The organism is Bradyrhizobium sp. 35, from assembly GCF_023073215.1.
Lineage (GTDB): Bacteria > Pseudomonadota > Alphaproteobacteria > Rhizobiales > Xanthobacteraceae > Bradyrhizobium > Bradyrhizobium canariense_D.
The window spans coordinates 115,819-128,807 of record NZ_JADPJC010000050.1; the positions used below are offsets into that span (position 1 = coordinate 115,819).

At 64.0% G+C, this 12,989-nt stretch carries 16 protein-coding genes and 1 pseudogene; 14 read left to right on the forward strand and 3 right to left on the reverse strand.

The genetic code is table 11. The annotated features are described in order from the left end of the window. Positions 1-13 precede the first annotated feature (13 nt). Genes IVB36_RS08700 through IVB36_RS08720 form a run of 5 tightly spaced genes read left to right on the forward strand, consistent with a single transcriptional unit; the run spans position 14 to position 4,306 of the window. The gene (locus tag IVB36_RS08700; protein WP_085352762.1) at positions 14-1,903 is read left to right on the forward strand and encodes an ABC transporter permease; all 1,890 of its coding nucleotides are present in this window, start codon (positions 14-16) and stop codon (positions 1,901-1,903) included. Further along, entirely contained in the window at positions 1,900-2,691 is a 792-nt protein-coding gene (locus IVB36_RS08705) for an ABC transporter ATP-binding protein (RefSeq protein ID WP_085352763.1), read from the forward strand. Before IVB36_RS08700 ends, IVB36_RS08705 begins: the two co-directional genes overlap by 4 nt. Continuing rightward, positions 2,688-3,392 (forward strand): ABC transporter ATP-binding protein, encoded by a 705-nt coding sequence (locus IVB36_RS08710; protein ID WP_007592446.1) that lies wholly within the window; start codon positions 2,688-2,690, stop codon positions 3,390-3,392. Before IVB36_RS08705 ends, IVB36_RS08710 begins: the two co-directional genes overlap by 4 nt. 26 nt (positions 3,393-3,418) lie before the next feature. Next, positions 3,419-3,874 (forward strand): MarR family transcriptional regulator, encoded by a 456-nt coding sequence (locus IVB36_RS08715; protein ID WP_007592445.1) that lies wholly within the window; start codon positions 3,419-3,421, stop codon positions 3,872-3,874. Between the two features lie 42 nt (positions 3,875-3,916). Next, complete coding sequence (locus tag IVB36_RS08720; protein WP_018459313.1) at positions 3,917-4,306, forward strand: hypothetical protein; 390 nt, start codon at positions 3,917-3,919, stop codon at positions 4,304-4,306. 5 nt (positions 4,307-4,311) lie between these two features. Here the strand turns inward: IVB36_RS08720 and IVB36_RS08725 are convergent, their stop codons facing one another. Together IVB36_RS08725 and IVB36_RS08730 are read right to left on the reverse strand one after the other, a co-directional pair. Further along, the gene (locus IVB36_RS08725) at positions 4,312-5,001 is read right to left on the reverse strand and encodes a hypothetical protein (protein WP_247391245.1); all 690 of its coding nucleotides are present in this window, start codon (positions 4,999-5,001) and stop codon (positions 4,312-4,314) included. Positions 5,002-5,109: 108 nt separating this feature from the next. Beyond that, entirely contained in the window at positions 5,110-6,306 is a 1,197-nt protein-coding gene (locus tag IVB36_RS08730) for an amidohydrolase family protein (protein ID WP_018459312.1), read from the reverse strand. Between the two features lie 156 nt (positions 6,307-6,462). On the opposite strand from IVB36_RS08730, the gene IVB36_RS08735 reads away from it, so the two are divergent. The 8 genes and pseudogenes from IVB36_RS08735 (at position 6,463) to IVB36_RS08770 (ending at position 10,370) form a co-directional block, all read left to right on the forward strand. Further along, complete coding sequence (locus IVB36_RS08735) at positions 6,463-7,236, forward strand: ferredoxin--NADP reductase (protein ID WP_247391246.1); 774 nt, start codon at positions 6,463-6,465, stop codon at positions 7,234-7,236. Between the two features lie 105 nt (positions 7,237-7,341). Further along, positions 7,342-7,668, forward strand: coding sequence for a hypothetical protein (locus tag IVB36_RS08740; RefSeq protein WP_018459310.1), 327 nt, complete (start codon positions 7,342-7,344; stop codon positions 7,666-7,668). Between the two features lie 109 nt (positions 7,669-7,777). Then, a complete protein-coding gene (locus tag IVB36_RS08745; RefSeq protein ID WP_247391247.1) occupies positions 7,778-9,049 on the forward strand; it encodes a cytochrome P450 in 1,272 nt (423 codons plus the stop codon). A gap of 138 nt (positions 9,050-9,187) precedes the next feature. Continuing rightward, complete coding sequence (locus IVB36_RS08750) at positions 9,188-9,370, forward strand: hypothetical protein (protein WP_018459308.1); 183 nt, start codon at positions 9,188-9,190, stop codon at positions 9,368-9,370. A gap of 13 nt (positions 9,371-9,383) precedes the next feature. After that, a pseudogene (locus IVB36_RS08755) lies at positions 9,384-9,583 on the forward strand (hypothetical protein). A 3-nt stretch (positions 9,584-9,586) separates the two neighbouring features. Further along, positions 9,587-9,814, forward strand: a complete 228-nt coding sequence (locus tag IVB36_RS08760; RefSeq protein ID WP_018459306.1) for a hypothetical protein — start codon at positions 9,587-9,589, stop codon at positions 9,812-9,814. A 15-nt stretch (positions 9,815-9,829) separates the two neighbouring features. Continuing rightward, positions 9,830-10,093 (forward strand): hypothetical protein, encoded by a 264-nt coding sequence (locus tag IVB36_RS08765; RefSeq protein ID WP_247391248.1) that lies wholly within the window; start codon positions 9,830-9,832, stop codon positions 10,091-10,093. 34 nt (positions 10,094-10,127) lie between these two features. Beyond that, the gene (locus IVB36_RS08770; RefSeq protein ID WP_247391249.1) at positions 10,128-10,370 is read left to right on the forward strand and encodes a hypothetical protein; all 243 of its coding nucleotides are present in this window, start codon (positions 10,128-10,130) and stop codon (positions 10,368-10,370) included. 38 nt (positions 10,371-10,408) lie between these two features. Here the strand turns inward: IVB36_RS08770 and IVB36_RS08775 are convergent, their stop codons facing one another. Beyond that, the gene (locus tag IVB36_RS08775; protein WP_247391250.1) at positions 10,409-11,659 is read right to left on the reverse strand and encodes a DUF763 domain-containing protein; all 1,251 of its coding nucleotides are present in this window, start codon (positions 11,657-11,659) and stop codon (positions 10,409-10,411) included. A gap of 125 nt (positions 11,660-11,784) precedes the next feature. Here IVB36_RS08775 and IVB36_RS08780 point away from each other — a divergent pair, with 125 nt between their 5' ends. Continuing rightward, positions 11,785-12,933, forward strand: coding sequence for a mechanosensitive ion channel domain-containing protein (locus IVB36_RS08780; protein WP_018459302.1), 1,149 nt, complete (start codon positions 11,785-11,787; stop codon positions 12,931-12,933). The last annotated feature ends 56 nt before the right edge of the window (positions 12,934-12,989 follow it).

Genomic DNA, 12,989 nt, shown 5'->3' on the forward strand with positions numbered 1-12,989 from the left:
ACCCGGACCGCAGATGGCCTTTTACGTCGTACAGTTTCTGACCGGTCTCGCCAGCGCAGCGTCGCTTTTCCTGGTGGCGTCGGGCCTGTCGATCATCTTTGGCGTGACGCGGATCGTGAATTTTGCGCATGGCGCCTTTTACATGATCGGCGCCTATGTCGCCTTCACGCTGACGGAGCGCCTGTCAGGTGCATTCGGCTTCTGGGGCGGCATCGTGGTGGCGGCGTTCGCGGTGGCGCTGATCGGCGTCATCGTCGAGATGGTGCTGCTCCGGCGCATCTATCACGCGCCCGAGCTGTTCCAGCTGCTTGCGACCTTCGGCCTGACCTTGATGGTCGAGGACCTCGTCGTCCTGATCTGGGGCCCAGACGATCTCGTGGGGCGCCGTGCGCCCGGCTTCAAGGGGGCGATCGACTTCTTCGGCCAGAACATTCCGAGCTATGATCTGTTTCTGATCGTGCTCGGACCGGTCGTGCTCGGCATTCTCTGGCTCTTGTTCCAGCGCACGCGCTGGGGCGTTCTGGTGCGCGCAGCGACGCAGGACCGCGACATGGTCGCGGCGCTGGGCGTCAATCAGAAATGGTTGTTCACGAGCGTGTTTGCGGTCGGCGTTTTCCTCGCCGCTCTCGGCGGTGCGCTCCAGATCCCACGCGATGCCGTGCATCATGCGATGGATTTGCGCATCATCGTCGAGGTCTTCGTCGTCGTGGTGATCGGAGGCCTCGGTAGCATCATCGGCGCTTTCGTCGCGGCTGTGCTGGTCTCCGAGCTCAACGCCTTCGGCATCCTGATCTTTCCAAAAATCTCTATCATCCTGGTCTTCCTGGTGATGGCGGTGGTGCTGATCGTGCGGCCCTGGGGCTTGTTCGGCAGGCCCGAGGCGCCGGCCCGCAAGACGCCCGGTCTCACCGTCAATCCCTGGCGACCGCTGACGTCGAATGAGCGGTTGGCTGCGTTTGCAGCGCTCGTCGTTGCGGCGACGCTGCCGCTGTTCGCCGGCAACTATGCGCTCACCGTCGGCTCCGAGATCGCGATCTCGGTGATCTTCGCCGTCAGCCTGCACTTCCTGATGTCGGTCGGCGGGCTCGCGTCCTTTGGCCACGCCGCCTATTTCGGCCTCGGCGCCTACGGCGTCGCTTTCCTCGCCAAGATGGCGGGACTGCCGATGATCGTCTGCCTGTTGCTCGGTCCGCTGCTCGGCTGCATGGGCGCTGCCGTGTTCGGCTTCTTCGCGGTGCAGCTCTCCGGCGTCTATTTTGCGATGCTGACGCTCGCCTTCGCGCAGATCGTCTGGTCGATCGCGTTCCAGTGGGTGAGCGTCACCGGCGGCGACAACGGCATCCTGGGCGTCTGGCCCTCGAGCTGGGCGGCGAGCCCATCGCATTTCTATTGGCTGTCGCTCGGTGTTGCGGCGCTCGTGACGATCGCTTTGCGGGCCATGGTGTTCTCGCCGTTCGGCTATGCGCTGAGGGCGACGCGCGACTCGCTGCTGCGCAGCGAAGCGGTCGGCATCAACACCAAGCGCATCCAGTGGACCGCCTTCGTGATCGCGGGCACGACCGCGGGCATTGGCGGCGCGCTGTTCGCCTACCTCAAGGGCAGCGTCTTTCCGGACAATCTCGGCATCTCGCTCTCGGTCGACGCCCTTGTCATGGTGCTGCTCGGCGGCGTCGAGACGGTGTCGGGCGCGGTGATCGGCGCCATCGTCTACAAGGCCTTGAACATCTGGCTGGTCAGTCAGACCGACCTGTCAAAACTCGTGCTCGGCGGTTTCATCGTTCTGATCGTCGTCGTCTTCCCCAAGGGCATCGTCGGCATGCTGGAGATGCTAGCGCAGCGCCGCAGGAAGACGTCGCCGCCGGGGTCACCCTTGCTTGCCAAACCGATCGAGTCCGCCGAATGAGCGTCGCGCCCCCACTTCTCGCGGTCGAAGGACTGACCAAATCCTATGGCGGCGTCCATGCCGTGCGCGGCGTCTCGTTCTCGCTGCGCGCCGGTGAAATCCTGGCGCTGATCGGACCGAACGGCGCGGGCAAGAGCACCTGTTTCGACATGCTCAATGGCCAGAACAAGCCTGATACCGGCCACGTCCGCCTGCTCGGCGAGGACACAACCGGCAGGAAGCCGCGCGAGATCTGGCGGATGGGCGTGGGGCGCACTTTCCAGATCACCGCGACTTTCGCGACCATGACGGTGCGCGAGAACGTGCAGGTCGCGCTGATTTCGCACGGCAAGCAATTGTACAATCTTTGGGGCTCGGCGCCGAACTTCGACCGCGGCGAAGCCGGGCGACTGCTCGAGCTGGTCGGCATGGGCGGCTATGCGGATCGCCCCTGTGGCGAGCTTGCCTACGGCGACCTCAAGCGGCTTGAGCTCGCCGTCGCGCTCGCCAACCAGCCAAAGCTGCTGCTGATGGACGAGCCGACCGCCGGCATGGCGCCGCGCGAGCGCGTCGATTTGATGCGGCTGACCGCGCAGATCGCTCGGGAAAAATCGATCGGCGTTCTCTTCACCGAGCACGACATGGACGTGGTGTTCGAGCACGCCGACCGCATCATCGTGCTCAACCGCGGCACGCTGATCGCCGAGGGCTCGCCGGCCGAGGTCCGGGGCAATCCGCAGGTGCAGGCGGTCTACCTCGGCGAGGGCCTCCTCTACGATGCCGGGCCTCGCGAGGGAGCATCGGCATGAAGCTCACGGTGCAGGACCTCAATAGTCATTACGGCCCGGCCCATATCCTGTTCGACATCGGCTTCGAAGTCGGCGAGGGGGAAGTCGTGGCATTGCTCGGCCGCAATGGCGCCGGCAAGTCGACGACGTTTCGCTCGATCGTCGGGCTCGTCGCGCAGCGCTCAGGACGGATCATGTTCGAAGGCAAGGATGTCTCGGCGCGTCCGACACATGAGATCGTGCGGGATGGGCTTGGTTACGTGCCGGAGGAGCGGCGTATCTTCACCGATTTGACGGTGGAAGAGAATCTCGAGGTCGGCCGCCAGCCGAAGCGCCCGAACGCGCCGCACTGGACTCGCGACAAGCTGTTTTCGCTGTTCCCTAACCTCGGCGAGATGAAAAATCGCCCGGGCGGCCGCATGAGCGGCGGCGAGCAGCAGATGCTCACCATCGCGCGCACGCTGATGGGCAATCCATCGCTGGTGCTGCTGGATGAGCCCTCGGAAGGCCTGTCGCCGAAAATCGTGGAGCAGATGGTCGAGGCCATCCTGACCATGAAGAAGGAGGGCGTCAGCATCGTCGTCTCCGAGCAGAATCTGCATTTTGCGCGGCTGATCTCCGATCGCGCCTATATCATCGAGCGCGGCCGCATCTGCTTCGGCGGCACCATGGCCGAGCTCGACGCACGTCCGGATATCCGCGACGCGCATCTGTCGTTGTGAAGGCAAAGGGCAAGGGCATCGAGCGGATGGCGAGAAGCGTCGCGGCGAAGAAAAGCGTCAAACCGGCAAAGCCGCCTTATGTGCTCGACGAGCAGGTCGGCTTCATCCTTCGCCAGGTCTGGCAGCGCCACAGCGCGATCTTCTCTCGCGAGATCGGCACCAACATTACGCCGACGCAATGGGCGGCGCTGTCGAAGCTCGCCGAGGCCGGGCCATGCTCGCAGAACCAGCTCGGGCGCCTGACGGCGATGGACGTGGCGACCATCAAGGGCGTGATCGATCGGTTGACGGCGCGCGGCCTCACCGAGACCAGCCAGGATCCGGAGGATGGACGGCGGCTTCTGGTCAGCCTGACGCGCGCGGGCCAGCAATTGGCGGAAAAGGTCGCGCCGAATGCGCTTGCGATCACACGAGAGACGCTGGCGCCGCTCGAGGCAAAGGAGCGCGAGATGCTGATGGCGCTGTTGAACAAGCTGCGGTGAGGCGCGACTAACCTCGGTGAAGGTCTTGTCGAGGTTTTTGACATGAGAGCGGCGACCCGGTTTGCTATGGCTCTGAGCATGAGTGTGATGCTGGCGGGCCAGTCTGCTCCCGCCCTGGCGGCGCAAGCCTATGAGGGGTTCTGGGCGTCAACCAAAAAGGATTGCCGCGACGAGGACAGCGCCAACCGCATGAGCATCGAGGGCGGCAACCGTCTCTATTGGTACGAGACCCGGTGCCGCGCCAGCGAGATCACTGCCGACGGGAAGCTCGCCTGGAAAATGAAGCTCGCCTGCGAAGGCGAGGGTGAGAAGTATCGCTCCAGTCCCCGGGTTTCCATTGCTGCGGACGGCAAGCTGGTGATGGACAACAGCCCGGTCGGGCCGGGCAAGCGCCAGACCTATGTGCGTTGTGAGATAGCGAAACCGCGGTGATCCTGCTACGTCTTCCCCGGCCATTTTGCGCGATAGCGGATTTCGCTGCCATCGGCGAGCCGCCGCCACGTTCCGAACTCCGGCGTATGCGGAGCCGAGGCCGTCAATCCGATCGGGTAGATTCGGCTGGGCTGTCCCTGGATGTTGACGGCGAGTTGCCGGTGCGAGGTTCGGAACGCCAGTTCGACTTCGCCTGCGATGACGGGCTGATCGCCGTCACTATGGAAGCCAGCTGCGTTCAATTCGCCCGGCATGGTGTTGAGGTCCGTCTGCAATTCGATGGTGATATCTTGCGGTGACTTCGGCACGGTTGCGCCGGCCGGAAGGCGAACCTCGAAGACGAGCGCAGGAGTAGCGCCGTTTCGGTTGAGCCAGGGCGTGGCCGTCATGTACGCGACGCCCAGGTAGGTGGCGGCGGCGGCCACGCAAAGCAGGACCACGACACCAAGCGATTTCAGGCTGTTGCGCGCGAGACCGCTATTGCCTGCATCCGTGCCGGAACGCGTCACCAGCCAGCTGGCAAGCACCACGCCAGCGATCGCTCCGATGGGTGAGTAGACGAACAGTGCCAACAGGCCAGACGTGATCGGGTCCGCCCGGTTGCCCAGATCGAGCACTGAAAACAGCACAAAGGTCGCGACATAACCTCCGACCGCACCGGCAACACCGGCGGCAATCCGCGACGAATTCTTCATGTCTCCCTCGGCGTTCCAGCAATGAACTGCCTGCGTTAGACGCAGCAGGCCGACGACTTGTTCAATGCTGTCAAGGGAGCACGGGAGCGGCGAGCCGCTCCGGCTGCGTCACTTCGCCACCACCTCGGGCACCCTGCCGGCCGGCGGGGTGTTGCGGCTGCGCTGGGTGCGCACGATACCGTCAATGATGGTCATGCCGATGCCGGGGAGGTCGCCGAGTTGGACGCTGTCCAAAATGTTCTTGCCGGCCGAGTGCTGCGCCTTGTCCATGATGACGAAATCGGCCGAGCGGCCCACTTCGATCAGGCCGCAATCCAATTCGCGCATCCGCGCCGTGTTGCCGGTGGCCAGGCAAAACGCGACCTCGGCCGGGAGGTCGCCAAGCGATGACAGCATCGACACCATGCGGAGAATGCCGAGCGGCTGCACGCCGGAGCCGGCCGGCGCATCGGTGCCGAGGATGACGCGGTGCAGATCGCCCATCTCGCGCGCAATGCGCAACGTGAACAGCGCCGAGCGCTCGTTGCCATTGTGAACGAGCTCGAGGCCGCGCTTGCAGCCCTCGCAGATGCAGCGGATCTGGTCGTCGGGAAGCGCGGTGTGACCGCCATTGATGTGGCCAACCACGTCGGTGTCTGCCTCAAGCACCACATCCTTGTCGATCAATCCGGAGCCGGGGATCGAAGGACCGCCGGTGTGGATCGTGCTCTGGATGCCATATTTGCGGGCCCAGCCGACCATTTTTCGCGCCGTGGGGCCGTCCTTGACGCCGCCCAGGCCGACTTCGCCGAGCAGCTTGACGCCGGCTGCGGCCAACTCCTTGAAGTCCTCCTCCACCATCTCGCACTCGATCACAGGCGCGCCGGCGTGAACCTTCACGCCGCCAGGCCGCAGATTCCAGAATGCACGCTGCGCGAAGATGGCCATCGCCTTCAACCCCACGACGTCGCGCGGGCGGCCGGGCATATGCACCTCGCCGGCGGAAATCATCGTGGTGACGCCGCCATGCAAATTGCTGTCGATCCAGCCGATCTGGTTCTGGCGCGGCGTCCAGTCGCCCGCAACAGGATGGACATGGCTGTCGATCAGGCCGGGCGCCACCGTGGTGCCGTTGGCCTCGACGATGGTGGTCGCGCCTTCGGTGTTGAGGTCCTTGAAGCGGCCGATCGCGGTGATCTTGCCGTTCTCGGCGACGATGGTGTCGCCGTCCAGGATCGGCTTTTCCAGCGCGCCGGACAGGATCAGGCCGATATTGCGGATCACGAGCTTCGAGGGTCCGGTGGCCTGGGGTGCGTCATGCGCCATGGAATGGGTCCTTGTCCTTAACTGCAACGCTTCCGATCTTGGGCAGCCTTGACCGCGGGATCAAGCCGGATTATTCATTAGTATACAAATGATCGTATACAAACGACGCATAGCTGCCGCCTTGAAAACCGCCACGACGCGCCACGGAAGGGTGAGATGAGCAATTTCAATCAGGAAGCCGTTTTGAGCGTCCACCACTGGACCGACACGCTGTTCTCCTTCAAGACCACCCGCAGCCCGACCTTCCGCTTCCGCAACGGCGAATTCACCATGATCGGGCTCAAGGTCGGCGAGAAGCCGCTGCTGCGGGCCTACAGCGTCGCCAGCGCCAATTACGAGGACACGCTGGAGTTCTTCTCGATCAAGGTCGCGGACGGCCCGCTCACCTCACGGCTCCAGCATCTAAAGGAAGGCGACGAGATCATCGTCAGCCGCAAGGCCACCGGCACGCTGGTGATCGACAATCTGGAGGACGGCCGCAACCTCTACCTCATCGGCACCGGTACGGGTCTTGCGCCGTTCCTGAGCGTGATCAAGGACCCCGAAACCTACGAGCGGTTCGAGAAGGTCGTGCTGCTGCACGGTTGCCGACACGTGAAGGAGCTCGCCTATGGCGAGATGATCACCGAGACGCTGCCCAAGGACGAGCTGATCGGCGAGTACATCCGCAACCAGCTGATCTACTATCCGACCGTGACGCGCGATCCCTTCCGCAATCGCGGGCGCATCACCGATCTCATCACGTCGGGCAAGCTGTTTTCCGACATCGGCCTGCCGGCACTGGAAGCGGCCCACGATCGCGTCATGATCTGCGGCAGCCCGGCGCTGCTGGCGGATACCCGCGTGCTCCTCGGCGAGCGGGGTCTTGTCGAGGGCAATCACGGCGAGCCGGCCCAATTCGTGGTCGAAAAGGCCTTCGCCGAGCGCTGAGCCGGAACCCCCGCGCAAGAAGACCGTATTTTCGCCGCCGCGCGCCCGTTGCGGCGTCGATTCGGCACGCGATACACTGTGGGAACGAATCAGCGGAGTTCCCACATGGTTGCGGACAGCGACAGCAATATCGCCTGGCACCGGGTTCAGTTGAAGAAGAACCGCGCCGAGTTGAAGGCGCTCGAAACCGCGCGCTTCACCATGGGCGAGATCGCGTCTTCGAAGCGGAACGGCCAGACCCAGAAGGCGCTCGGGGAACTCAAGCGCAAGATCGTGCAATCCGAGCGCGTGATCGCCGATCACGACAAGCGCACGCGCCGTCCGCTCACCACCGACCTGCGAAGCCTCAGCAACGGCAGCTGGAGCAATTGGGACGCCTACACCAACCAGCAGCAGCGCAAGATCGGCCCGCGTTCGCCGGGGCGGGGGTAGACTCGACTCTCACGCCTGCAACGAAGCCGAAGCGGAGGTTCCGTATCCCTTGCGCGGGCGGCGTCGTGCACCATCTTGGTGAGACCCCGTCAACCGCTTCGGTGATCACATGGCACCACGCCTCGATTTCACCAGCGAGGCCTTCTTTCGCGATCCGCCCAAGGCGATCGCAACGTTGCGCATGTCCGGTCCTGTGGTCGCGGCGCGATTTCCTCTCGTCGGCGATGTTTGGATCACCACGACCCATGAGGCCACCGCGCAGGTCCTGAAGGACGGCACCGATTTCACGCTGCGCAAGGAGGATGGGGACGTCGCGGGTTTGCGCTGGTGGATGCCGAACTATGTCAGAACCATCGCCAACAACATGCTGACAATGGACGAGCCTGACCACACAAGGCTGCGCAGCATTGTTGACGAGGCCTTCCGCCGCCGCGCGATCGTCGCGATGGAGCCGCGCATCCGCGCCATCGCGGACGGGCTCGCCGACGAGCTGTTCCTGGCAGGAAGCCCGGCCGATCTCGTCCAGCGCTATGCGCGCATCCTGCCGCTCGCGGTGATCTCCGAGCTGCTCGGATTGCCATTGGCCGATCGCCCCCGCTTCATCGCCTGGGCCAATACGATGTCCTCACTTACGAACGTCGCCAGCTTCTTCCGCATGCTGTTCGCGTTCCGCAAGATGCGAGCCTACCTCGAACGGCAGCTGCAGATTGCCCGCGTGCGGGGCGGCGAAGGCCTGATCGCGGAGCTGGTTCAGGTCGAGCGCGAGGGCGGCCAGATCACGCCGGACGAAATGGTGTCGATGGTGTTCCTACTGCTCGCGGCGGGCTCCGAGACCACCACGCATCTCATCAGCGGTTCTGTCTACGAGCTCCTCAGAAATCCCGGCGTCCGCGACTGGCTGGCACAGGACTGGAGCCGCGTCGGGCTTGCGGTGGAGGAATTCCTGCGCTTCGTGTCGCCGGTGCAGTTCTCCAAGCCCCGCTATGTGAGGCGGGATATCGAGCTCGCGGGCGTGCGTCTCAAGAAGGGCGATCGCGTCATGGTGATGCTCGCCGCCGCGAACATGGACCCGGCGATGCATGAGCGCCCCGAGAGCCTCGATCCCGCGCGCAAGCCGAACCGTCACATGTCCTTCGGAACGGGCATCCATTTCTGCCTCGGCCATCAACTCGCGCGCATCGAGGCAGCGTGTGCCCTGGAAGCGTTGTTTGTGCGATGGCCGCGGCTTGGCTTTGCTGTGGACGTGTCTCAGATCCACTGGCGCAAGCGACCGGGCATGCGAGCGATCGCGAACCTCCCTGTCGTGCCCGACGGCCACGCAGCACAGGCGACAGCATCAGCTGGATCGATGTTGGTTCGTTCCCAGCCAGTGGCCTGCTGAGACTTACACCTTGCGGAAAATTTTCTCTGCACTCGTCGGTAGGAACGGCATGCCGTTGCTCTAGTTGTTTTTGCGACATCGAAAGCCGCGACGAGTTCCTCCGGTCGATGTCGCAGATCAACAACAGGAGACAGCATCATGACCGGCAAGATGCCACCTGTTCCCGCCGAGAATCAAAGTCCGAAGGGAACCGGCGACAGCAAGCAAGTGTCCTCGACTGCCCCGCGCGGCCAGCAGCGTGCGCAAAATCCGGACCAGCAAGGGCAGCAGGGCAACATCAAGCAGAACACCACCAACCAAGGCTATCAGCAAGATCGCTGAGGAGCGGACCCTCATGTCGACATCCACCAAGACACCGAACAGCATCCGTCAGGGCGGACCAGGCGCATCGCATGAGAATGCGAAGGCACCGCTCGAAGGAAGAAGCCAGCGGCGGACGACCCGCAGCGCAACCACAGCCGCGTCTCCGGCGGAGGTGGCGAGCACGATTCACACCACAGGCATGACGAGGCCGGAAAAGGCGGAGGCAGGTGAGGCATGACCAACAAGCAACCCAAACTCTACGCACCGACGGAAAAGGATATGCAAAATAACCCCATGATCGGCGGATCGAAGGGCGCAACGATGGCCGGTATCTCGCCTGAGGACCTCGAGGACGCCTTGGGCGAGAACACGATCGAAGGCGACGTCGAGAACGACGTGAACGCCGCTGGCGGCATCGACAAGGACATCGCACGCAGTGGCACGCACCGAAGAGGCCGATAGCTCCGGAGGACGAGCATGCAAGGCAAGAAGACCCACGAGCAACAGGTTCGCATCCTCGAGCGCAAGCCGGATGTTCCAGACGCGCGAGAGCTTGAGCGTGCCCTCGGCCACAATCCGGAGAATACGGCTGTTCACGGGGCGCGACCTGAGGCGCGACAGAGTGAATTCCCGGTGAGCCGAGGCGGCCTCAACCAGGAAAGCGATCACAACAAGCACAATGATTCCGGCCAAAGCGGACACAAGCCGCCGAAACCGACGCCGGCACAGCAGAAGCATTGAGCTGCACGGGCGATCAAAGCAAGAGGAGAAAAAGATGCCAGGTGGTCGTGGCAGCAAGACGCATTTCAGATCGGGCATGCACGGCAAGGGCGACGGAACGGGTGCCATGACGGACGTGCCCAAGGAGAAGATCGGCGACAACATGGTGCTGTCAAACCGCGACAAGGCGCAGCACTCGGACATTCGCGGCATGGACGGCAAGGCGATCCAGACCGAACAATATCAGGACCACTCGGCCAACCGGCTCGACGAGGAGCCGGACACCGACGAGACCTGAGAGCGGCGTTCCTTCCCGCTGAACTCGCGGATCGGCTTTCAGCCGGTCTGCTTTTTTGTCGGCCCGAGATCACGCTCCCAGCCGAACACGGAACGGCCGTCGAGATCGGGCGAGGCCGCACGCTCTCCGGCGATATAGGATTCGACGGATGGCCCATGCGCGGTGCGCTCCAGCCGCCGCGCCTGGTCGTCGAGGCGCTTGATGGCTTGCATCTCTTCCTCGCGCCCGAGCTTTGCGTTCTGAATCGCCCCCTTCAGCACGCGAATGGTTTCGTCATAGACCTTGAGTGGAACAGGGTAGGGATGCCGGTCCTTGCCGCCGTGGGCAAGCGAGAAGCGCGCGGGATCGTTGAAGCGGTAGGGCGCGCCGTGCACGACTTCGGCGACCATCGCCAGCGAACGAACGGTGCGAGCGCCAACGCCGGGAGTCAGCAGCAGCTCCGGAAAGTCGACCGGGCCGCGCTCGGCCGCAGCAGCGAGTGTGCCGTGCAGGCGGCGCGCAAACACGTCCTTCGGCCGCACGTCGTGATGCCCGGGCATGATCAGGTGCGGCAGCGTCGCCTGTGCGGGCGCGGGCGCAGTTCCGGTGAGCCGCTCGAATTCGGAAAGGATACGATCCGGGCCGAGATCGCTCAGAAGCTCGAGCTGCGCGGTGCGCGAGATCTCGGCGCGATGGTCGGTGAGGTTGACGATCTCGCCTTGCCGCGGCCCGTCGATCGCGCTGTGCGGTGCGTCGACAAAACTCTTCAGCGCCTCGGAATGCCAGTGATAGCGGCGGGCCTGCCGCTTGTCGCCGTTCATGCCTTGCTGCACCACGGTCCATTTGGCGTCGGCGGTGACGAAGAAGCCGTGCAGGTAAAGGTCAAAGCCGTCCTGGACCGCGGCGCTGTCAACCTTCGCCACGAGGCGACTCGCACGCGTGAGCTTTGCGCCGTCGAAGCCGATTCGGTCGCCGAGCTGCATCAGCTCGTCCGGGGTCTTGCGCGAGTGCTGGCCACGCCCGCCGCAGACGTAGATTCCGAGCTCGTTCCGGAGCGGTCCCAGCCCGCGCTTCAGCGCGCCAATCACCGACGTCGTGATGCCGGAGGAGTGCCAATCCATCCCCATGACGGCGCCGAACGACTGGAACCAGAACGGGTGCGAGAGCCGCTGGAGGAATGCATCGCGTCCGTAGTGATGCACGATCGCCTGTGTGACGATCGCGCCGAGCGACGACATGCGGGTCGCCAGCCAGGGTGGAACCCGGCCGGTGTGAAGGGGAAGATCGGCGCTGCCGGTCCGTCGAGTCATGATTGACCACAAATAGCGCAGTTCGGCGATGATTGCACCAGAGGGATGCTGCATTGCACCGAGCGGGGGAGCGAACGACGCTGCAACGCGTTGAACGCAAGCGCGGATGCAATGCGGGGACATTAATGGATTGGCAGACCCTTTTGGCCGACATCGACAGGATGTTCGGGTGGATCCCGTCGTGGTTCGTCGGCCTCACTCTAGTCTTGGGCGCGATCCTGATCGCCCTGTCGATCTATCGCCTTTCGGTTTGGCTGTTCAACCGCGCCTTCGGAACCCGCCTCCCGCTCGTGAGCGTGTTCATCGCCCGCACCGCGGGCCCAACTCAGCTGGCCCTCAGTCTTGCCGCCGTAGCGTTGGTGCTGCCGCTCGCGCCGCTGGACGACGCCTTCCGCACGCCGCTGACGCGCCTGTTCGTCGTCGCCTTCATTGCGCTGATCGGCTGGATCTCGATCCGGATCGTGGATATGAGCGCGGCACGGTATCTCCAGAACTTTCGCGACGTCACCGAGAATTTTGTCGCGCGCAAGCACGTCACCCAGGTCCGCGTCTTCAAGCGCGTCACCGATATCATCATCGTCATCATCACGGTGTCGACCGCGCTGATGACATTCGACTCGGTCAGGCAATACGGCGTCAGCCTGTTCGCCTCCGCCGGTGCCGCCGGTATCATCGTTGGTCTTGCCGCCCGGCCGCTGCTGAGCAATCTGATCGCGGGCATGCAGATCGCAATCACCCAGCCGATCCGCATCGAGGATGCCGTCATCATCGAGAACGAGTGGGGCTGGGTCGAGGACATCGCCGCGACCTATGTGGTGATCCGGCTGTGGGACTGGCGCCGCATGGTGGTGCCGCTGTCTTATTTCATCGAAAAGCCATTCCAGAACTGGACCCGCGACACTGCGTCCCTGATCGGCGTGATTGCGTTTCATGTCGATTATCGTGCCGACGTGCCGCGGATCCGGCGCTGGCTGGAAGAAGCAGTGAAGGAGTCCAAGCTCTGGGACGGCGAGGTGGTCAATCTCCAGGTCGTTGACGCGGATGCTCGCACCATCGAGCTCCGCGCCCTCGTCAGCGCCAGGAACGCGCCGCAGTCCTGGGACCTGCGCTGCGAGATGAGGGAGAAGCTCATCGCCTTCATCCGGGACGAGATGCCGGAAGCGCTGCCGCGCGAGCGCGCGATCCTGATCCCGTCGGGAGGAGGCGACGATGACGCCGATTTCGTGCGGCGTCCCGCGCCGCCGGAGAAGATGCGGGCGAGCGCACGCAATTGACCTACTTGCGCGTCGGCCTTCGTGGCGCCGCGCAAGCCTGCCTGGCGCTGGATCGT

Coding starts and splice junctions, on each gene's coding strand:
- IVB36_RS08700 (WP_085352762.1), top strand. CDS start 14: ATGGCCTTTTACGTCGTACAGTTTCTGACCGGTCTCGCCAGCGCAGCG.
- IVB36_RS08705 (WP_085352763.1), top strand. CDS start 1,900: ATGAGCGTCGCGCCCCCACTTCTCGCGGTCGAAGGACTGACCAAATCC.
- IVB36_RS08710 (WP_007592446.1), top strand. CDS start 2,688: ATGAAGCTCACGGTGCAGGACCTCAATAGTCATTACGGCCCGGCCCAT.
- IVB36_RS08715 (WP_007592445.1), top strand. CDS start 3,419: ATGGCGAGAAGCGTCGCGGCGAAGAAAAGCGTCAAACCGGCAAAGCCG.
- IVB36_RS08720 (WP_018459313.1), top strand. CDS start 3,917: ATGAGAGCGGCGACCCGGTTTGCTATGGCTCTGAGCATGAGTGTGATG.
- IVB36_RS08725 (WP_247391245.1), bottom strand. CDS start 5,001: ATGAAGAATTCGTCGCGGATTGCCGCCGGTGTTGCCGGTGCGGTCGGA.
- IVB36_RS08730 (WP_018459312.1), bottom strand. CDS start 6,306: ATGGCGCATGACGCACCCCAGGCCACCGGACCCTCGAAGCTCGTGATC.
- IVB36_RS08735 (WP_247391246.1), top strand. CDS start 6,463: ATGAGCAATTTCAATCAGGAAGCCGTTTTGAGCGTCCACCACTGGACC.
- IVB36_RS08740 (WP_018459310.1), top strand. CDS start 7,342: ATGGTTGCGGACAGCGACAGCAATATCGCCTGGCACCGGGTTCAGTTG.
- IVB36_RS08745 (WP_247391247.1), top strand. CDS start 7,778: ATGGCACCACGCCTCGATTTCACCAGCGAGGCCTTCTTTCGCGATCCG.
- IVB36_RS08750 (WP_018459308.1), top strand. CDS start 9,188: ATGACCGGCAAGATGCCACCTGTTCCCGCCGAGAATCAAAGTCCGAAG.
- IVB36_RS08760 (WP_018459306.1), top strand. CDS start 9,587: ATGACCAACAAGCAACCCAAACTCTACGCACCGACGGAAAAGGATATG.
- IVB36_RS08765 (WP_247391248.1), top strand. CDS start 9,830: ATGCAAGGCAAGAAGACCCACGAGCAACAGGTTCGCATCCTCGAGCGC.
- IVB36_RS08770 (WP_247391249.1), top strand. CDS start 10,128: ATGCCAGGTGGTCGTGGCAGCAAGACGCATTTCAGATCGGGCATGCAC.
- IVB36_RS08775 (WP_247391250.1), bottom strand. CDS start 11,659: ATGACTCGACGGACCGGCAGCGCCGATCTTCCCCTTCACACCGGCCGG.
- IVB36_RS08780 (WP_018459302.1), top strand. CDS start 11,785: ATGGATTGGCAGACCCTTTTGGCCGACATCGACAGGATGTTCGGGTGG.